Here is an 18799-nt window from a genome sequence, read left to right on the forward strand (position 1 = left end):
GACCGTTGTCCGGTGCGGGTGCGTTGGGGCTTGTCGTGCCCCGCGGCGGAGCCGCACAGGAGATACCGCCCCGCGCCCCTGAGAGAAGGTCGGTCCGGTCACGCCGACTGGACCACCAAGGCCGTTGCCACCGCCATGAGCCCTTCTCCTCTGCCCGGAAATCCCAGGCCGTCCGTTGTGGCCCCCGAAACCGAAACCGGAGCCCCGGCCGCGGCCGAGAGGATCTTCTCCGCCTCGTCGCGGCGCTTGCCGATCTTCGGGCGCGGTCCTACCACCTGTACAGCGATGTTCCCGATCAGGAATCCGGCGTCGCGGACGATCCGGGCCGCCTCGGTCAACAGCGTGATGCCCGACGCGCCCGACCACTCCGGGCGCCCCGTGCCGAAGTGCTGACCGAGGTCGCCCAGGCCCGCCGCCGAGAACAGCGCGTTGCACGCGGCGTGCGCGACCACGTCCGCGTCCGAGTGGCCGGCCAGGCCCGGGCCCTCGCCCTCCCACTTCAGGCCGGCGCACCACAGCTCGCGGCCCTCCTCGAAGGCGTGGATGTCGGTGCCGATCCCCACCCGGGGAAGCAGCGGCGGCTCAGAAGCCATCGTTGAGCCTCCTGCGGGCCAGGACCGCCTCCGCGAGGACCAGGTCGAGGGGGCGGGTGACCTTGAAGGCCTCCTCGTGGCCGGGGACGACCACGACCCTTTCGCCGAGTTGTTCGACCATGCTGGCGTCGTCGGTGACGTTGTCGGTGACCGTCTCGTGGGCGCGGACCAGCGTCGTCCGGTCGAAGCCCTGGGGGGTCTGGACCGCGCGCAGGCGGGCGCGCTGCGGGGTGGCGACGACCGGCTCGGGGTCGCCCTGGACCGTCGCCGGCTCGACCTCCTTGACCGTGTCGGCGAGCGGAAGGGCGGGGACGACCGCGTGGGCGCCGTCGCGGACCGCCTGGATCACGGCGTCGACCGTGTCGACGGGGACCAGCGGGCGGGCCGCGTCGTGGACGAGGACGATGTCGTAGTCGGGGGGCAGCGCGTCCAGGCCGAGCTTGACGGACTCCTGGCGGGAGTCGCCGCCCGGGACGACGAGGAAGTCGGTGCGGTCGGGCAGCGCGTGCGCGTCGAGGAGTGACTTGACCTCGGGCGCGCCGTCGGACGGGGCCACGACGACGACCAGGGAGACCGCGCGGGAGGCGGCCAGCGCGCGCACCGCGTGGATGAGCATGGGTGTGCCGTTCAGCGTGCGCAGCGCCTTGGGGGCGCCCGGACCGAGCCGTACGCCCCGGCCGGCGGCGGGAATCACGGCGGCGGTACGCAGTTCCGTACGCGAAGGACGCGAATCGTCAGACATCGGTTCCTGTCAGGTTTGTGTGCGGGCCTGGCGTGGGTATGGCCTGGGAAGTGCCGGGCGCGACGCCTTGACCGGACCCTTCCGTGACACTGGTCGAGCCAGCAGCCCGGGCCCGGCACGCCTAGTATCGGGGGTTTCCGCCGGGGCGGGGCTCCGAGAGCGCGAGTTCCGGGCACGGACATGCCGCAGCGCCCGGCGACAGGTGTGTCATCGGGCACCGCGGCATTTCAGTGTGCGGAGTTTCGGTGTGCCGAGCTGGACGGCGTCAGGACGCGAGGACCTCGTCGAGCAGAGCCTCGGCCTTGTCCTCGTTCGTGTTCTCCGCGAGGGCGAGCTCGCTCACCAGGATCTGGCGGGCCTTGGCGAGCATCCGCTTCTCGCCGGCGGAGAGTCCGCGCTCGCGCTCACGACGCCACAGGTCACGCACGACTTCCGCGACCTTGATGACATCGCCGGAGGCGAGCTTCTCCAGGTTTGCCTTGTAACGACGGGACCAGTTCGTGGGCTCCTCGGCGTACGGCGCGCGCAGCACCTCGAAGACCCGGTCCAGCCCGTCCTGACCGACCACATCACGCACGCCGACGAACTCCGCATTGTCCGCTGGCACACGTACCGTCAGGTCACCCTGGGCGACCTTCAGCACCAAGTAGGTCTTGTCCACGCCTTTGATCTGGCGAGTTTCGATAGCCTCGATCAGCGCGGCCCCGTGATGGGGATAGACCACGGTGTCGCCAACCTTGAACGTCATGTGACAGGTACCCCTTCCGTGGCTATCCAGGGTAACACGGAAACCGGCGGTTCTGAATGGCGTTTTCGCAGGTCAGAGCATATCTCGGGGGTTGACAACAGCAACAGGAACGTGCTGCGCGGGCCGTCCGGAACCAGGTATTCGCAGGTCGGAGCGGCTCTTCGGGCGAGGTGAAACGCGTACGTTACACACCTCCGGACGGCCGCCCAAGTGGCTGAACGTCCCCATATGTCCACTTCCAAGTGTACGACTTCCGCTACTCCGTTCGGCTGCCGATGCCGGATCGGAGGCGTTTCCGGAATTGATCACGGGCGTCCGACCGAACGGTACGTGATCAATTTCCCCGACGGTCGCGCATTCCTTCACGGAAATTTTGCGCGCGGTGTTGCGAGCCAGTTATGTGAATGCCTGACGAGCGCCCCCCAAAGTGACCGAGGAGTCACTTGTGGGGGCCTGGGGACGCAGCTGCTCAAGAGAAGCGAGGGGCTTGGGGAGGGTCGGGTGCGGCCACGCGGGAACGGCTCGGTAACCTAAGGCCGCTGACAGACACTTAGGGCGGCTTTATAGGAGCCGCCCGTGCGTTCAAGGAGTAGCCGCCGCCGTGAGCAGCAGCCTTCGACGCGGCGCCCTCGCCGCCTCCGCCATCGCCGTCTCCGTCGCCTCGCTCGCCGCATGCGGTGCCGGCAACAACTCCCAGACGCTGGAGATCAAGCCGGACAACGCCGCGACGAGTGTCGGCGACATCAAGGTCCAGAACGCGACCGTGATCACCCAGCCCGACCTCACCTCGACCGGCCCGGCCGTGGTCACCGCGACCATCTTCAACACCGGCACCGAGCCCGAGACGCTGCAGTCGATCGTCGTCGCCGGCACCAACAAGACCGCCGAACTGCACGCCACCAAGTCCCAGCCGCTGACCATCCCGGGCGGCGGCCGGCTGATCCTGGGCGGCAAGGGCAACGCCTCCGCGGTGCTGGCCAGCAGCCGCGAGGCGGTGAAGGACGGCAACGCGCAGAAGGTCACGTTCACCTTCAGCAAGGCGGGTGACGTGAGCCTGCGCGCGTTCGTCGTGCCCGCCGAGAGCTTCTTCACGGGCTGGGGCCCGAGCGCGGTCCCGTCGGCCTCCGCGTCCTCGTCCGCCTCCTCCTCGACCTCCGGCTCCCCGGCGGCGGGCGCCACGGCGAGCGAGAGCGCCAAGGGCAAGAACAAGGCGTCCGAGAGCGCCACCCCGAGCGACTCGGCGTCGGAGTCGGCGAACGCGGGCTGAGCAGTCGTACGGCCGTACGGCGAACGCGAGAAGGGCGGTACCCCCGAGGGGGCCGCCCTTCTCGCGTCGGCCGTACGGTCACGACCGTGGCTCAGCCGTGCGGTCGTAGGACCAGGTCAGCGGTTTACGGCTCGAACTTGTAGCCGAGGCCGCGGACCGTCACCAGGTACCTGGGCGCGCCCGGGTCCGGCTCGATCTTGGCGCGCAGGCGCTTGACGTGGACGTCGAGGGTCTTGGTGTCACCGACGTAGTCGGCACCCCAGACCCGGTCGATGAGCTGCATCCGGGTGAGGACGCGGCCCGCGTTGCGGAGCAGCATCTCCAGCAGGTCGAACTCCTTGAGGGGGAGGTCGACCTTGGAGCCGGAGACCGTCACCACGTGGCGGTCGACGTCCATGCGGACCGGACCGGCCTCGAGGGCGGCCGGGGTGACCTCCTCCGGCTCCCCGCGACGGCGCAGGACGGCCCGGATACGGGCGACCAGTTCGCGGGAGGAGAAGGGTTTGGTGACATAGTCGTCGGCTCCTATTTCCAGCCCGACAACCTTGTCGATCTCACTGTCCTTGGCCGTCACCATGATGACGGGGACGTTGGACCGGCCGCGCAGCTGACGGCAGACCTCGGTGCCCGGCAGGCCGGGCAGCATCAGGTCGAGGAGGACGAGGTCGGCGCCGTTGCGCTCGAACTCGTCGAGACCGTCGGGACCCGTGGCCGCCACTGCGACCTCGAAGCCCTCCTTGCGGAGCATGTACGACAGGGCGTCGGAGAAGGACTCCTCGTCCTCGACGACGAGCACTCGGGTCACGGAAGGACCTCCGGGGCGGGAAGCGGTTCGTACGGGGATGACTCGGTGGTACCGGCCTCGTCATCGAGGTCGGGGTCGGGGTGCTGCGAGGCGCGGTCACGAGCCGCGCCCGCCTCCGGCAACCTGAGGGTGAACGTGGAGCCCTGACCTTCGGCGCTCCACACCGTGACCTCCCCGCCGTGCGAGGCGACCACGTGTTTGACGATGGCGAGACCGAGACCGGTACCGCCGGTGGCCCGCGAGCGGGCCGGGTCGACTCGGTAGAAGCGCTCGAAGATGCGGTCCTTGTCCTTGTCGGTGATGCCGATGCCCTGGTCGGTCACGGCAAGTTCGATCATGTCGCCGCCGGGTGCGTTGAGCCGGCGGGCGGCTATCCCGACCCGGGTGCGGGCCGACGAGTAGTTCACGGCGTTCTCGACCAGGTTGCCGAGGGCGGCGGCCAGCTGGCCGCGGTTGCCCCAGACGTGCAGGTCGGCGGTGCCGCCGGCGGCCATGGTGATCTGCTTGGTGCCGGCCTGGTGGCGGCACCGGTCGATCGCCTCGGCGACGAGTTCGTCCACCCGGACGGGCTCGGCGTCCTCCAGCGGATCGTCGTTCTGCACTCTCGACAGATCGATGAGCTCCTGGACCAGGTTGGTCAGGCGCGTGGCCTCGATCTGCATACGACCGGCGAAGCGCTGCACGGCCTCCGGATCGTCCGAGGCGTCCATGACGGCCTCGGAGAGGAGGGAGAGTGCGCCGACCGGGGTCTTCAGCTCGTGGCTGACATTCGCCACGAAGTCGCGTCGTACCGCCTCGATCCTACGGGCCTCGGTGAGGTCCTCGACGAGGAGCAGTACGAGCCGGGAGCCGAGGGGCGCCACCCGGGCGGAGACGGCCAGCGCCTCTCCGCGTCCGGTGCCGCGCCGGGGCAGGTCCAGCTCGACCTGGCGTATCTCGCCGTCGCGCCGGGTGTCCCGGGCCATCTGGAGCATCGGTTCGACGGCGAGTTTGCCGCCGCGCACCAGCCCCAGCGCGTACGCCGCCGAGCTCGCCTTGACCACGATGTCGCCCTCGTCGAGGACCACCGCGGAGGAGCGCAGCACGCTCAGTACGGTGTCCACGCCCGGGGGCAGTACGGGGTCGGTGTGCAGAGAAGTCCTGGTCGGTCGCTTCTGGTCGCGTTCGCTCCAGCGGAACGCCAGCATGGCGATGACACCGGTAAGCACCCCGGCGATCGCTGCCGCTGCGGCGACCGCCGCGTTCACGTCCATGCAAACAGGTTAAGCAGGGCGTACGACATCCCCACAGTCCGCGAGGTGTCAGCTCGAACACTCGTCGCCCAGAGTTCACCTTGGAGCCAGTATTGGTTCATTTGCGATGGCAGAAACGGACGCGCGGGGACCAGAACATGGGAGCGTGGGGTTCGGAGCTGGTTTCGGCCACGGGCCCCGGCCTCCGGAGCCCTAGAACACACGTACGAGAGGGAACCCTGATGCGGGACGCGTACCACGAGGAACTCGACTCGATCGGCGACAGCCTGGTCGACATGGCCAGGCTGGTCGGATCGGCGATCGGGCGCGCCACGACGGCGATCCTCGACGCCGACCTCAAGCTGGCCGAAAGTGTCATCGAGGCCGACCAGAAGGTGGACGAACTCCACCACGACCTGGAGGCCAGGGCGATAGCCCTGCTGGCCCGCCAGCAGCCGGTGGCGACCGATCTGCGGATCGTCGTCACCTCTCTGCGGATGTCCGCCGACCTGGAGCGCTCCGGCGACCTGGCGCAGCACGTCGCCAAGCTGGCCCGGCTCCGCTACCCGGGGAACGCCATCCCCCACGACCTGCACGCGACCGTCCTGGAGATGGGGCAGCTCGCGCAGCGTCTGATGGCCAAGGCCGCCGAGGTGATCATCACCAAGGACGTCGACCTGGCCCTGCAGCTGGAGCAGGACGACGACGAGATGGACCTGCTGCACCGCACGATCTTCCAGCACCTGCTGGACGACCGCTGGCAGCACGGCATCGAGACCGCCGTCGACGTGACGCTGCTCGGCCGCTACTACGAGCGGTACGCCGACCACGCGGTCGCAGTCGCCAAGCGCGTCGTCTTCCTGGTCACGGGCGAGCACGCGGACGAGCTGCAGCCGGACATCCAGCCGGTGACGGGCATCGAGGGGGCGTAACCCCCTGACGGTTCCACTGACGGTTCCGCCGGCGGTTCCCCTGGCGGGTCGGGGGCTCGCGGCGTGCGGGTCGGGCGTGCGGGCGCCACTGTGCGCCGTTGATGCGCCCAGTGAAACGGGCATGAAATGGGCAGGGCACCACGCCCTGCCTCTAGGGACCTCTAGGAGGGATCCATGGCCGAATCCCCCAGCACCACGCCAGACCCCACGCAGCAGCGCGAGACCGACCAGCCCGCCGAGATCAAGAACCTTCTGGTCATCGGCGCGTGCGGGTGCGGCTCGGGCTGCGGCTGCGGCTGCCAGTCGGGCAGCCCCTGCCAGTGCGGCTGAGCACTCACCCGACGTACGCCCAAGGGCCCCCGACTCCGGTCGGGGGTCCTTCGTGCCGGTGGGGGCCGCCTCGTGCTGCCGGGGCCCTACTTGACGTCGACGAAGTCGCCCGCGGCCGAGACGGCCGGGGTGGTGGCCGTACCGGCGAACGAGTAACGCCAGTAGCCGTCGGTGGTCGCCTTGTACGTCGTCCTGAGGTTGCCGTGGCTGTCCGTGGAGATGGTCTTGAGGGTCGTGTAGGTGCTGGTTCCCTTCTTGCGGAACTGCAGCTTGACCTTCTGCCCGGTGTAGCCGGCGTACTTGTGGGTCTCCCAGTTCGCCCGGGTGAGAGCGCCGGTGACGGTGAGGGTCTTGCCCTTCTTGACCGGCTCGGGCGCGGCGTTGGTGGTGAGCTTGGACAGCCGGCGGACCGTGGGAGAAGTCTGCCCGGTCAGTTCGGCGGTGCCGATCTTGCTCACGTCGGCCGGGTCCTCGGGATTCTGGCCGTTGTAGGCGATCGCCCAGGCCACGGAGTGCCACTTCGCACCGGCGTCGGCGTTGTGCAGGTCCGAGCGGGGGTAGATGTCGACCTTCCCCTTGCACGACATGCCGGTGACGACCTTCTCGTACGAGGACTCCGAGGAGGTCACGTCGCACGTCGCCGGCTGGTCGCCGTAGAGGTCGCTCGTCGGCTTGGTGGCGGAGCCGCGGTAGAGGTCGAGACCGACGAAGAAGTCCTGTGCCGAGACGTCCACGTTGGTGGCGGTGAGGTTGAAGCTGTAGGACACGTGCACGATGGCGTCCGTGCCGACGGACACCGCGGACTTGCCGCTGTCGACCTTCACCTTGGAGAAGGTGACGGCCAGTGCGTAGGGCTGCTTGGCGGTTGCGGTGGCGGCCGCGAAGGCGGTACGCCCGCTGCCGTCGACGGAGGTGCCGGTGAGCTGCCAGGGCCGTACGGAAGCCGGGGCATCGGCGGCGGTGGCGGCCGGAACGGCGGCCAAGGTCAGCGCGGCGGCGGCGCCGCAGGCGACGGCGACGGCCGCGGTGGTGCGAATACGCATGCGTTCTCCGTGTCAGGAGCTCGGGGAACGACAGCGGGAAGCCGCCGTTCCCCGAGCGGAAAATCCATGGGCCGACCGAACCCGGTCGGCGTTGGTATGTGACTGAGACACGCCAACCCTGCGGAAGGTTGTGCGACGCCGGTCGGGGGCGTGGCGCGAAAACGCCCCGACTCGCGCACCCGGCGGTAGTCGTTGGTCGTCCTTGGCCACTGTCGAGCGCCCCCGGGCGGCCCAAGGACGGCCCAGGACATCTGCACCGCTCCGGCGGACTCGCTGCAGGGCGTGTGTCGGCGCGGCGCGGCTGACGTGGCGTCTTCAGGCTCGGTGTCAGTGGTGGTCGCTAGCGTGTCCGCGTGACTTCTACTGATGATCGGCGGTTCCCGGCGGCCCTCGCCGCCGCTCTGGCGCTCCCGTTCGACTATGCCGACGGAAACGGTGTGGACTTCGAGCCCTTCTCAGCCTTCCTGTCCGGTGAGGAGACCACCGACTGGTTCCGGGCCTGGACGGGTAACGCGGAGCTGGATGGGGACAGCTTCCGCGTCTTCGGCAAGGACGGCTCGGGCGGATACGCGGCCCTCTGGCTCATCCGCCCGGACCGCCCCCTCGTCGACCAGCCTGTGGTCTTTCTCGGTTCCGAGGGCGAGACCGGTGTCGTGGCGCGCGATCTGGGCGCCTTCTTGTGGCTCCTGGCCGGGGGGTACGGCCCGTGGGAGGCGGCCACCTCGTACGAGCCCGATCGGACCCCGCGCCACAACCAGGAACTGGCGGCCGTCGCCGAACGATTCGCGGCCGAGCACAGGCAGCCCGCGGTCGCCGTCATCGAGCAGGCGGCCCGAGAGTTCCCGGACTTCGACGACACCGTCATGGAACTCTGCCGCTGACCGGCCGCACACCCGGCCCCACCTTGTTCGGCTGCCAAGTCGATTGAGCGAGTACCTCCCACCCACATGAGTACGTGTACTCACGTGCAGGGGGAGGCCCGCTCGGAGACTGTGCGCATGAGACGAATCTCCGCCTTGGCCACTGTGTTCGCCCGCTCCTCGCGCGGCCCGCGGCGCACCCTCGCGACAACCGCGCTTGCCGCGCTGGCACTTGGCGCGTGCGGCACCGCGAAGACGAACGCCGGCGCAGAGCAGACCAAGCCCGCAGACGCGGTCGGAGGCCGGCCCGACGCGGCCTTCACGGCGATGCTGGACAAGATCGCGCAGTCGTGTCCCCCGAGCGCCCCGCCAGAGGCGCCACCGACCGGCCCGGCACAGACACTCCCGTCCGACGGGGTGAAGACACCGCCGAGCGACGCGATCGAGCCCATCGCCCCCACGGCGGGTCCGGAAGTGGAGCTGAACGCTCGCGACTGGTGCGCGAGCAGCCTTCATGAACAGCGCATCACCCAGGCTCTCTTGGATCTGGTGGAACCCACCCCCACCAAGGTCAGGGCGATCCTGAACGACCTCGGCTATGTCGACGAGCGCATCCACGACCTCAAGCAGTCCGGCGCGACCACGCGGTTCTTCCTTGACCTGCGTGACAAGGGTGGACGGTTGTGCCTGGAGGGCTCGGCAGCCGGCGAGATGACCGTCGTCGACACGTGTGTGGCCCCCGCGACCGGCCCGTTCACGACTGGCGAGCGGAAGCAGTGACCACCGGCCTGGTGTGGTCGGCGTACATCGCTGCGGCCCATGGCAAGGCGAGATCCCCCTGAATCAGCCCGCGTTCGCACCCCCCGAAGGGCGGCAAGTGGCCCAGGCCGTGAAAACACCCCGACTCGCGTCTGGTACGAGCATGTTGCTGGAGCGGCGGAAACCAGGGCGGACGGTGCCGGCCGGTCAGACCGTTCGGCTCACTGCCCGCAGGCACATCCGGCGGCTGCGGGCGCGGCCTCCTCGGCGGCCTGGCCGGTGCAGCAGCCGTCGCCGGTCGCGGCCGGGTCGGCGCTCTTGCCGAGGGTATCGGCGTCGGCCTTGACCACGTAGACCTCCCACGGCTCCTTGCCGGGGCCGTGCACCCACACCTTGTCCTGGAGGGCGTAGCAGCAGGACGTGTCGTTCTCCTCGAAGGTGGCGAGGCCGGCGTCCTTGAGTCGAGTGGTGGCGGCGCTGACCTGGTCGGTGGACTCGACCTCGACGCCGAGGTGGTCGAGCCGGGTCTCCTCGCCGGGGCCGCCCTCGATCAGGACGAGCTTGAGCGGAGGCTCGGTGATGGCGAAGTTGGCGTATCCCTCACGCCGCTTGGCGGGTTCGGTGCCGAACAGCCTCGAGTAGAAGGTGATCGACGCTTCGAGGTCGCTGACACGCAGGGCGAGCTGAGCGCGGGACATGACTGGGCTCCCATCGGCTTGCATTGATGTCTGTCGATGCAAGCTTGCGTCCTGGATCGAAGGACGTCAACATAGACGTATGTCGAAGCAAGAGCTTGTGGTTCTCGGACAGAGCGACGAGAACGGCGCGTGCTGCCCCGGCCTGGTGGCCGCGCCGCTGGACGAGGACCGGGCGGCCGAGCTGGCCAAGCTGTTCAAGGCGCTGGGTGACCCGGTACGCCTGCGGCTGCTGTCGATGATCGCGTCGCGGGCGGGCGGTGAGGTCTGCGTCTGTGACCTGACTCCGGCCTTCGACCTGTCCCAGCCGACGATCTCGCACCACCTCAAGCTGCTGCGGCAGGCCGGTCTGATCGACTGCGAGCGACGGGGCACATGGGTCTACTACTGGGCGTTGCCTGCCGCACTCGACCGGCTCGCCGCCTTCCTGAAGACGTCGCAGGCGGCTGGGGCGACCGCGTGAGCGTCCCGCTGAGCCGCCGCGTCGTCGCCGAGGCGGTGGGGTCGGCCGCCCTGGTCGCGGTGGTCGTCGGTTCCGGCATCCAGGCCACCGAGCTGACCAGGGACGTGGGCTTGCAACTGCTCGCCAACTCGCTGGCCACGGTCTTCGGTCTCGGTGTGCTGATCGCGCTCCTGGGCCCGGTCTCCGGCGCGCACTTCAATCCCGTCGTCACTCTCGCCGCCTGGGCCACCGGCCGCCGCACCGGGGACGGTCCGGCCGCGCGAGAGGTTGCCGCGTACATACCGGCCCAGGTCGCCGGAGCTGTCACGGGCGCGATCCTGGCCGACGCGATGTTCGGCGAGCCGCTTGTGCGCTGGTCCACCCACGACCGCTTCGCCGGTCACTTGTGGCTGGGGGAGGTCGTCGCGACTGCCGGCCTCATCCTGCTGATCTTCGGCCTGGCCCGCACCGGTCAGGCCCGCTACGCACCCGTGGCCGTGGCCTCCTACATCGGCGCCGCGTACTGGTTCACGTCGTCCACCTCGTTCGCGAACCCCGCGGTCACCGTCGGCCGGGCCTTCACCGACACCTTCGCCGGGATCGCGCCCGGCTCCCTCGGCCCGTTCGTCGCGGCTCAACTGGTGGGCGCCGCACTGGGGCTGGGCCTGGTGGTCGCGGTCTTCGGACGCCCGGCACCCGCACAGGCCGGCCCCGCAGACCCCGCAAGCCCCGCAGACCCCGCAGACCCCCAGGCCGAACCCGCACTCGCCGCCCGCACACTCCCCTGACCCACCCGTCGCCAGAAAGCGCACCCGCCATGAACACCCCTGTTGAACAGCCGTCCGTGCTCTTCGTCTGTGTCCACAACGCCGGGCGCTCCCAGATGGCCGCCGCGTTCCTCACCCATCTCGCGGGCGACCACGTCCAGGTGCGCTCCGCCGGATCGGCGCCCGCCGCGACGGTCAACCCGGCCGTCGTCGAAGCAATGGCGGAGGTCGGCATCGACGTCTCGGCCGAGGTCCCCAAGGTGCTCACGGTCGAAGCCGTGCAGGCCTCGGACGTGGTCATCACGATGGGCTGCGGCGACACCTGCCCGGTCTTCCCCGGCAAGCGCTACCTAGACTGGGAGCTCCAGGACCCGGCCGGGCAGGGCGTCGACGCCGTGCGGCCCATCCGCGACGAGATCGAAAAGCGCATCCGCGGCCTGATCGAAGAGATCGCCCCGATGGCCGGCGTATGAACGTCCCGCCCGGCGTGCGCATCACGACCATGGGCCCCGAGCATGCCGCCGAGGTCCTGACGATCTACCAACTGGGCATCGACGAGGGCAACGCCACCTTCGAGACGACCGCACCCACCTGGGAACACTTCGACGCCACCAGGCTGCCCGACCACCGGCACGTCGCCCTCGACGACTCGGGCACAGTGCTCGGTTGGGTCGCCGCAGTACCGGTGTCGGACCGGTGCGTGTACGCGGGGGTGGTCGAACACTCGGTGTACGTCTACCCCGACGCCCACGGCCGGGGAATCGGCGCGGCACTCCTCGACGCCCTGTTCAGGTCCACCGAGTCGGCGGGCATCTGGACCATTCAGTCAGGTGTCTTCCCGGAGAACACCCCCAGCCTCGCGTTGCACCAACGGATGGGCTTCCGGATCATCGGGACCCGCGAACGCATCGGCCGGCATCAGGGCGTGTGGCGAGACGTCGTGCTGATCGAGCGACGGAGTCATGCACCCTGCCTACGTGCATGACCGACAGTTCGAGCGGAGCGTGGCCGAACTGCGTGAGATGGGGGTGCGGGTTCTGTACGGCGACGGCGGTTTCGTCCCGAACCAACCGGGTCAGGGCGGGCCGAAGGCGTACCCGTGGCATCTGCGTGGTGCCTGACGGCCCACAGCCGACCCCACCCACGACGAAGCCCCCCGTCAGCAGAAATGCCGCAGGCAGGGGACTTGATCAGGCAGGGTTACTTCTTCTTGTCCTGGGTGTTGTCGGGGATCTTGAGACGCTGGAACTTTGCAGGTCAGGGCGCTGGTCCGCCGTGACTCAGAGGTCGTCATTGTTCGTTGTCGGCCGCTGTCGATCGGCCTCGGACGGCCCAGAGACGGCCCAGTCGTGGCCCAATGATCGGCGTCAGCCAGCAGAAGGCGGCTCGTCCCGCGAAACGTCTTCGTGCGCGTTCCTGTGAACGTCTCTCACTGGCTGTGACTTTGACCGACGATGGGATCGCAGACGTTGAGCAGGATCAGTTGGTACGGGGAGGGGCACGTTGTGCACGTTGATCTGCGCATGGAACACGGTGCAGGTGAGCTCCGCTCACTCCACGCTTGGTTGCGAAGTGACGCGATTGTGCGCCGATCAGCCACTATTGAACTGCAGGACGGATCGTTCCAACCGGGACAGATGGGCTCTGCTGTCGAAGTGATCAAGCTGGTCACCGAGAACGGATGGAGCGCGGCCTCGTTCGTGATGGCCGTTGTGGCATGGAAACGGACGCGACCGCAGAATCCACAGATCACGATTAGCCGTGAGGACACCACCGTCTCGCTCACGAACTGCAGCAACGAGGAAGTAGAGCGCGTGATCCGGATCCTAAGCGAGGGGCAGACCGGGGAGGGCCAGGACGAGTGAGTGCGCTGCCCGACCCCGGAGCGTCACGAGCCGTACTGATTGGCTCCAGTCAGTTCGACCACCTAGAGCAGCTACCGGCTGTCGCCAATAACCTCACAGCGCTTGCAGAGGCTCTTTGCCTCCCCACCGCCTGGGGGCTGGCGCCGCAGAACTGCGTAGTGATGTTGAACCCAGCGTCCAACGATGAAGTGATGGCGGAGTTGCGATCCGCCGTCGAGCACGCCCGCGACACGCTTCTCGTGTACTACGCCGGGCACGGGCTGATCGACCTGCAGAACGCCTTGCAACTCGCGCTGCCAAAGTCCCACCAGCAGTGGGTCGGGTCGGCACTCCCCTACGACTGGTTGCGTCAGGCTGTTCTCGCAGGCCCCGCAGAGCGGCATGTGCTTGTGTTGGACTGCTGCTTCGCCGGCTTGGCCCTGGGGACGATGGCCGGCACGCCGGAACTGGCGGATCAAGCTTCTGTCGAAGGAAGCTACCTCTTGGCAGCAGCATCGGAGACGAGCTACGCCCTTGCTCCGCCTGGTGAGAGGTACACGGCCTTCACCGGCGAGCTTCTGGAAGTTCTGCGCGCAGGCATTCCGGATGGGCCGGAGCTCCTAGAGCTCGATGTCGTATACCGGCATCTGCGCCGCTCACTAGGAGCCAAGAGGCGTCCCATACCGCAAGCTCGCAACAGGAACACCAGCGCTCGACTAGCGCTCGGGCGGAATCGAGCTTTCCTACCCGGTCCGCCTGTGGGCACCTTGGTTGGCTCGGACTCAGTCAGTCGCGATTGGCCTGCCCCGGACGGTGTGCGCACTGCCCAGGATTTCATCGCCAGGCTTCGGGATGTGCGCCAGAGGTCCGGCTTGACACAAAAGGCTGTCAGCCAACGGTCAGACGGACGGATCTCGGAAGGCAGCGTCAGGACGCTCCTCAATCGCGAGACCCTCCCCACAACATGGACGGCTACCCCAGCTTTCTTATCCGCTTGTGGCGTGCCGGAAGATCAAGTGGAGCAATGGCATGCGGCCTGGGCGAAACTCCGGGTGGAAGCGCCAAGGCCTGTTGGTACTACGCAGCCGTCAGAAGCGCAGGTGGCAACACCTGCCGCAAGGATAGGAGCTGCCTGGCGGACACTAACCGGGCGCATTGGGCGACCAAAGTAGCGTTAGCCTCGGCGACTAATGGGAGGGCGAAGCATGGGCAGTCGGACTTGTCTGCTGGGGGGTTGTACTCGGCTGATCTGAGTCGCTTCCGAAGATCGTGTTCCAGAGAGCGATGGCAACGACCGCCAACGTCACGATCACCCAAGTCGAAGGCTTCTTCGCCCGTCTTGAGACCACCGTCGGCCTGACGTACGTGGCCGCCCGGTAATGGCCCTTGCGTTGCTGCGCCATTGCTCGCCCTCCCCCGAGGTCAACATCGGACGAGCTGCTCGCCCTGCTGAGCAGTGTGACAGTGAGGTGCGTGGGCTGAAGGGGAGTTGGAACCATGCGGCTGGATTCCGTTCCACGCTGCCACCTGGCCCATCAGAGGCCATCGAGAGAGTCGATCGGGGGTACCGCGGACGGCGCACAGGATCTGGTCCTTCACACCGTCCTCGGCCTTGTAGATGATCAGTGCCGGGCTCTCGGCGCCGTTGCGTCCATGACTGTGACTACCCGGTATTCCCCGTTGCTTCCTGCTGAGCCGGGCACGCGTAGGGCACGGACCCGTCGATCACTGCTTTAGGAGCGAGGTTCGGCGATCACGGACGTGACCAGCGGATACCTACCTGGGCGGACGTCAGCCGAATTGGCCCCGGCAAACCCCAAGTCCTCGTGAGTCCCCGTCCGTTCTGGCACGAGATTGGCACGGCCTGGGTCATGCATAGCTCCTCGATGCGAACTATGCAGCGGGCACAGCCGAGGCCTTCCGTGGTCGGCTGCTCAACTCAGTTGACCGGAGGAACCGCGGTTGCTCTACTGCGATGCCGGACCGGGGAGGACGTGTGGCGGAACTGCCGGAGAGTGTGGATCGCGACATTCTGGAGGGGTGCACCATCTTCGCAGTGAAGGCGATTCGTGAGGCACAAGGATGCCCGCTCCGCGAAGCGGTTGATCTTTACCATCAGCGCTACGGAGAGCTTCATCCTGAGCCGGTCTCAGCCCAGGAAGCTCCCCGGCCCCGCGTGCTGCGGTTCGAGCAGGATGGCTCTTTGGTTGTGCTTGAGGGACTGCAAGACGGTCAGGAGCCGGAGAAGTGAAGGACCGGGTCTCTGACCTTCCGCCGGGTAATCGACCAGCGCTGCGACCAGCGATTTAGCTGTCGCCGGTTGTCAGCGTCGGTCGTCGTTGAACACCCTCGCACGGCCCAGGGACGGCCCGGTAGCGTCAGCCCAGCGCTTCCCGGGCGGCCTTGAGATCGTCCACCATGAAGACGTCCTGGGACCACTGGCCAGGCCATGCCGCCACTATCAGATCCTTCGTGCCGGCCTGTGCCAGCATCGTTCGCTTTTCCGTGACCCTGCTTGCCTGCGTGACGACGCCTTTTGCGTCGATTCGGAGCAAAGTGATGGTCTGCCCCCTCCAGGGAAAGCCACCCTCGACTGAGCTGGTGCGGCGAAGCGACGATGCGTCAAATTCAGCGAATCTAGGCATGATCGCACCCTAGAGGAACTACGCCACGTTGGTGGTACGGAGGTGCGACGCTGGCAGGCCAAGGGCTCGTCGGCCATCACCGTGGTCCCCGCTCGAATTCGGGCACGACTGTGGCGCGGCGCCTTCTGATCCGTAGCTCAAAGCGGAGCGGTCATCTACGGCCATTGCGGTTGCTTCCGCGCCCCGGAAAGTCGAGACCGGTCGTGATCGGGTGCTGTGGTTGCAGTACTTCGTTGCGGTACTGCCGTCACGGCCCGTGCAGCTCGGTCTCCCAACGCTCGAACGGTGGCTCCACTAGGTAACTCGGATCGCAGTACGAGCGGACCCATTGCGCGGCACGGTACTGGGCGTCCCCTTCGTTCAGGACTTCGCCGTTTTCGTCCACCTGAAGGACATTGGCGAAGATCGCAAAGACCTGCTCCAACGGAGAGCCGAACGCCATGAGCTGAGGCCGGTAGTCGATTCCCTCCAAGAGATCCACGTCGAGGGTGCCATTCGCGATGTAGAAGGCGAAGAAGCGCAGTGCTGCGCGTACGTCTACGGGAAGGTGATCCACGAGGACATCATCTGTTGGGCTTGGGATTGGAGCCTCATCCTTATCAGGTCGATCACGGGGCGTCGGCGACGTAGGACAACCGGCCGTTGTCCTGGGCTGATCGGCCGCTGCGGTTCGGCACTGACCGCTGCTGTACGGGCCTGTTGGTGTCAGGTGTGGGTGTCAGCCGCCAGAGACGGATTTGACAAGTTCGCCACTCATTCTCTCAAAGGCGCGGCCTCTCCCGTCCTCCGCGATCAACCTATGGCCGTACCTGGCTAAGGCTTCGACAAGTTTGGGGTATCTGTATGCCGGATCATCTTTACAACGTGCGCCGCATGTTCCGCGTGGACCCATAGTCGTACAGACCCCGCAGACGATTCACACTCGATCACCAGCGCGTCGCTCGGGAGCCACAACCTTTCGCGAAAGGTCGCGTCGCGTGCGCAGACATAGCGCAGATCGGTTGGGAGTTCGCGCACCCGCGTCCATGACCAGCGAGGTTTCCACCGGAACTCGCTTCCGGCCGGTACCAGGCCAAGGCTGTATCGGCGTCCCTCGTCGGGAAAGTTAGCCCCGACCTGGAAGAAGACTGCTTCCCCTGCTTCGGCCCGAGCAGTTGTCCGCCGCACTCGCCGTGCCACGAGGGTCGTCCCGATCACCGAGCCGACGAAGACCCAGAGCCCTGTAATCACGCCCGTAATCATGCGCGAAGCAAAACAGGCTACCAACCGATGATCAAGAGGTGAGGCGCGCCCCCGACCTGACATCACCCACCACTCGCCCCAGCTTCCATCCCGTCCGCCGTCGACCCACACACCGTGGAGCGGGCGTGATTCATGGCGTCCAGGTGGAGCGCGCCACTGTACGAACGACCTGGACGCCAAGGCTTGCTCTGACCTCCACTATCCCGCCCGGTCACCACGGTCCGCCGACATCGACGGAGTGCCCAGCCGTCGCGCACCTGCTTTTGGGGTCAAAGAGTCTGTCGGTCTGTGGCGGATCATGCAAGTAACCCTGTGGGCAGTGCCGTCTTCCTCAGGGTCGGGCCTGGTGGTGTGGGTCATGCGTGGGGAATCACGCTCGGTCCGGTGCATCGGCCCTTGGCGGGGTCGGAGTGTGCAGCGTGATCACCCCGGGGCATCGAAGGTGGCGCGGGGCCGGGGCCGGGCCGGCGCGGGCCGAAGGCAGGAGCGAAGGCCCGAGCCCCGAGCCGCGCGCCGGCCCGCAGTGCGGGCCGGGGGTGTGTGATCAACGCAGCGACGGTCGAAAGCCGATAGGGACAGCGCGACCGGATGGTCGAAGGGCCAAGAGCCCCCGCCGCTGTCCCGTGCCGCTGCGGGCCAGTGACCCAAGGGGTTGAGGCGAAAGCCCCAAGGGGCTGTGAGGCATGGGGAAGCTGAGGAACCTCACGGTTGCTGTCGTGTCCTGTTATCCCAAGTGCGCGACGGCTGGGCACTCCGTCGATGCCGGCGGACCGTGGTGCACGGGACCACACTCCGCCGCCCAACGGGCGGGGCTTGAACCAGTAGAGAAAGTTGTGACTCACTCGGGCCTGTGGGGGTGTCAGGTCCCGGGAGATGCTTGACGCTTCGGTCCCGGCTGATGGTTGACGGTGGGCGTGACCGGCCTTTAAGTGCGTGTCGTTGTGGCGTGTGGCAGGAGGCTGGGAGGGCGGGGCCGCTTTCGTGGGCTCGGGGGTCATTCCAGGGCGTCGATGGCCTTGAGGACCAGGGCGCGTGCCTCGGCGCCGTACACAGCCATGCCGCGCAGTTCCTCGAACGCCTTGATGTATAGCTCGATCTCGGAAGGCTGCGTGACGCGGACCCGAGCCGACAGCAACTCCACCGAGACGAGAGCGTCGTCATACACGTGGAACAGCTCCTGCGGCCAAAGGACGCGCTCCCTGGTCGCGCCGGGGATGATGCCCAACGAGACGGACGGCAGCGCCCCGGCCGTCAGGAGATAGCCAAGCTGGGCTGCCATCGCATCGCTGTCGCCCAACTGGTAGCGGAGGACGCCCTCTTCGATCAGCATCACGAACCGGTGGCCCGGCTCATGGATCACCCTCGAACGCTCGACGCGCGCAGCCGCAGCCTCGTCGGAGTCATCAGGGATACCGAGCAGCCGGGCGTTGGCGGACAGCAGGGCGCACGCGTACCCCTCGGTCTGCAGCAGGCCGGGCACCAGGGTGGGCGAGTAGATCCGGAACAACTGCGTGGCCTGGTACAGCTCTACGTAGCTGTCCTGCAGGCGCTTCAGCCCGGCACGGACCTTACGCCGCCACTCGCTGTAGAGGGACTCGGCGTCACGCGACTGAGCGATGATGTCCGCGGCCTGCTCCTCGGCGCCGCACGCGGTGCACCAGCGGCGGATGTCGTCCGGCGTGGGAGGCGTGCGCGCGTTCTCCAGCCGGGACGTCTTCGGATGCGTCCAGCCGCACCGCTCGGCCAACTCACTCCCAGTGATGCCCGCATCGGCGCGCAGGTCTCGGAGCCGCAGCGCGACCCGTTCGCGTGCAGTTTGGGCCGAGGAGGAGGGGGAGATGGGCATGAGCCGG

At 67.7% G+C, this 18799-nt stretch carries 23 protein-coding genes; 13 read left to right on the top strand and 10 right to left on the bottom strand.

Annotation, left to right across the window (positions count from 1 at the left end; genetic code table 11):
• Positions 1–98 precede the first annotated feature (98 nt).
• From ispF to ABZ642_RS20935, 3 genes are all read right to left on the bottom strand, one after another.
• Positions 99–593, bottom strand: a complete 495-nt coding sequence (ispF, locus tag ABZ642_RS20925) for a 2-C-methyl-D-erythritol 2,4-cyclodiphosphate synthase (protein WP_360485849.1) — start codon at positions 591–593, stop codon at positions 99–101.
• The gene (ispD, locus tag ABZ642_RS20930) at positions 583–1335 is read right to left on the bottom strand and encodes a 2-C-methyl-D-erythritol 4-phosphate cytidylyltransferase (protein WP_360485852.1); all 753 of its coding nucleotides are present in this window, start codon (positions 1333–1335) and stop codon (positions 583–585) included. Before ispD ends, ispF begins: the two co-directional genes overlap by 11 nt.
• Positions 1336–1600: 265 nt before the next feature.
• Positions 1601–2083, bottom strand: coding sequence for a CarD family transcriptional regulator (locus ABZ642_RS20935; RefSeq protein WP_003953493.1), 483 nt, complete (start codon positions 2081–2083; stop codon positions 1601–1603).
• Positions 2084–2684: 601 nt separating this feature from the next.
• Between ABZ642_RS20935 and ABZ642_RS20940 the strand changes: the two genes are divergently transcribed.
• Positions 2685–3350, top strand: coding sequence for a DUF461 domain-containing protein (locus ABZ642_RS20940; protein ID WP_360485855.1), 666 nt, complete (start codon positions 2685–2687; stop codon positions 3348–3350).
• 124 nt (positions 3351–3474) lie between these two features.
• Here ABZ642_RS20940 and ABZ642_RS20945 read toward each other — a convergent pair whose 3' ends face one another.
• Positions 3475–4155 (bottom strand): response regulator transcription factor, encoded by a 681-nt coding sequence (locus ABZ642_RS20945; protein ID WP_010358452.1) that lies wholly within the window; start codon positions 4153–4155, stop codon positions 3475–3477.
• Positions 4152–5408, bottom strand: coding sequence for an ATP-binding protein (locus tag ABZ642_RS20950; protein WP_360485858.1), 1257 nt, complete (start codon positions 5406–5408; stop codon positions 4152–4154). The genes ABZ642_RS20945 and ABZ642_RS20950 overlap by 4 nt, the downstream gene beginning before the upstream one ends.
• A gap of 221 nt (positions 5409–5629) precedes the next feature.
• Here ABZ642_RS20950 and phoU point away from each other — a divergent pair, with 221 nt between their 5' ends.
• Entirely contained in the window at positions 5630–6319 is a 690-nt protein-coding gene (gene phoU / locus ABZ642_RS20955) for a phosphate signaling complex protein PhoU (protein ID WP_360485861.1), read from the top strand.
• Positions 6320–6493: 174 nt separating this feature from the next.
• Positions 6494–6649, top strand: a complete 156-nt coding sequence (locus tag ABZ642_RS20960) for a hypothetical protein (RefSeq protein ID WP_360485864.1) — start codon at positions 6494–6496, stop codon at positions 6647–6649.
• A gap of 86 nt (positions 6650–6735) precedes the next feature.
• Here the strand turns inward: ABZ642_RS20960 and ABZ642_RS20965 are convergent, their stop codons facing one another.
• Entirely contained in the window at positions 6736–7692 is a 957-nt protein-coding gene (locus ABZ642_RS20965) for a hypothetical protein (RefSeq protein WP_360485867.1), read from the bottom strand.
• 353 nt (positions 7693–8045) lie between these two features.
• Between ABZ642_RS20965 and ABZ642_RS20970 the strand changes: the two genes are divergently transcribed.
• Positions 8046–8573, top strand: coding sequence for an SMI1/KNR4 family protein (locus ABZ642_RS20970; protein WP_360485870.1), 528 nt, complete (start codon positions 8046–8048; stop codon positions 8571–8573).
• Between the two features lie 135 nt (positions 8574–8708).
• A complete protein-coding gene (locus ABZ642_RS20975; protein WP_360485873.1) occupies positions 8709–9332 on the top strand; it encodes a hypothetical protein in 624 nt (207 codons plus the stop codon).
• A gap of 200 nt (positions 9333–9532) precedes the next feature.
• Here ABZ642_RS20975 and ABZ642_RS20980 read toward each other — a convergent pair whose 3' ends face one another.
• Positions 9533–10009, bottom strand: coding sequence for an ArsI/CadI family heavy metal resistance metalloenzyme (locus ABZ642_RS20980; protein ID WP_360485876.1), 477 nt, complete (start codon positions 10007–10009; stop codon positions 9533–9535).
• 79 nt (positions 10010–10088) lie between these two features.
• Here ABZ642_RS20980 and ABZ642_RS20985 point away from each other — a divergent pair, with 79 nt between their 5' ends.
• The 8 genes from ABZ642_RS20985 to ABZ642_RS21020 all read left to right on the top strand — a co-directional run bounded on the left by ABZ642_RS20985 (position 10089) and on the right by ABZ642_RS21020 (position 15310).
• The gene (locus ABZ642_RS20985; RefSeq protein WP_360485879.1) at positions 10089–10469 is read left to right on the top strand and encodes a metalloregulator ArsR/SmtB family transcription factor; all 381 of its coding nucleotides are present in this window, start codon (positions 10089–10091) and stop codon (positions 10467–10469) included.
• The gene (locus tag ABZ642_RS20990; RefSeq protein WP_360485882.1) at positions 10466–11236 is read left to right on the top strand and encodes an MIP/aquaporin family protein; all 771 of its coding nucleotides are present in this window, start codon (positions 10466–10468) and stop codon (positions 11234–11236) included. The genes ABZ642_RS20985 and ABZ642_RS20990 overlap by 4 nt, the downstream gene beginning before the upstream one ends.
• 29 nt (positions 11237–11265) lie before the next feature.
• Entirely contained in the window at positions 11266–11688 is a 423-nt protein-coding gene (locus ABZ642_RS20995; protein ID WP_360485885.1) for an arsenate reductase ArsC, read from the top strand.
• On the top strand, positions 11685–12200 hold the full coding sequence (locus ABZ642_RS21000; RefSeq protein ID WP_360485888.1) for an N-acetyltransferase family protein: 516 nt from the start codon (positions 11685–11687) through the stop codon (positions 12198–12200). Before ABZ642_RS20995 ends, ABZ642_RS21000 begins: the two co-directional genes overlap by 4 nt.
• Positions 12193–12336 (top strand): hypothetical protein, encoded by a 144-nt coding sequence (locus ABZ642_RS21005; protein WP_360486009.1) that lies wholly within the window; start codon positions 12193–12195, stop codon positions 12334–12336. Before ABZ642_RS21000 ends, ABZ642_RS21005 begins: the two co-directional genes overlap by 8 nt.
• 384 nt (positions 12337–12720) lie before the next feature.
• Positions 12721–13080 (top strand): hypothetical protein, encoded by a 360-nt coding sequence (locus ABZ642_RS21010; protein ID WP_360485891.1) that lies wholly within the window; start codon positions 12721–12723, stop codon positions 13078–13080.
• A complete protein-coding gene (locus tag ABZ642_RS21015; protein WP_360485894.1) occupies positions 13077–14231 on the top strand; it encodes a caspase family protein in 1155 nt (384 codons plus the stop codon). Before ABZ642_RS21010 ends, ABZ642_RS21015 begins: the two co-directional genes overlap by 4 nt.
• A gap of 824 nt (positions 14232–15055) precedes the next feature.
• Positions 15056–15310 (top strand): hypothetical protein, encoded by a 255-nt coding sequence (locus ABZ642_RS21020; RefSeq protein WP_360485897.1) that lies wholly within the window; start codon positions 15056–15058, stop codon positions 15308–15310.
• Positions 15311–15437: 127 nt separating this feature from the next.
• On the opposite strand, the gene ABZ642_RS21025 is transcribed toward ABZ642_RS21020, so the two are convergent.
• From ABZ642_RS21025 to ABZ642_RS21035, 3 genes are all read right to left on the bottom strand, one after another.
• Positions 15438–15704, bottom strand: a complete 267-nt coding sequence (locus ABZ642_RS21025) for a hypothetical protein (protein WP_360485900.1) — start codon at positions 15702–15704, stop codon at positions 15438–15440.
• Between the two features lie 247 nt (positions 15705–15951).
• Positions 15952–16260, bottom strand: a complete 309-nt coding sequence (locus ABZ642_RS21030) for a hypothetical protein (RefSeq protein WP_360485903.1) — start codon at positions 16258–16260, stop codon at positions 15952–15954.
• Positions 16261–17940: 1680 nt separating this feature from the next.
• Positions 17941–18792, bottom strand: coding sequence for a helix-turn-helix transcriptional regulator (locus ABZ642_RS21035; protein ID WP_360485906.1), 852 nt, complete (start codon positions 18790–18792; stop codon positions 17941–17943).
• Between the last annotated feature and the right edge of the window lie 7 nt (positions 18793–18799).

The sequence above is a fragment of the Streptomyces sp. NPDC007157 genome (genome assembly GCF_040634235.1).
Taxonomy (GTDB): Bacteria; Actinomycetota; Actinomycetes; order Streptomycetales; family Streptomycetaceae; genus Streptomyces.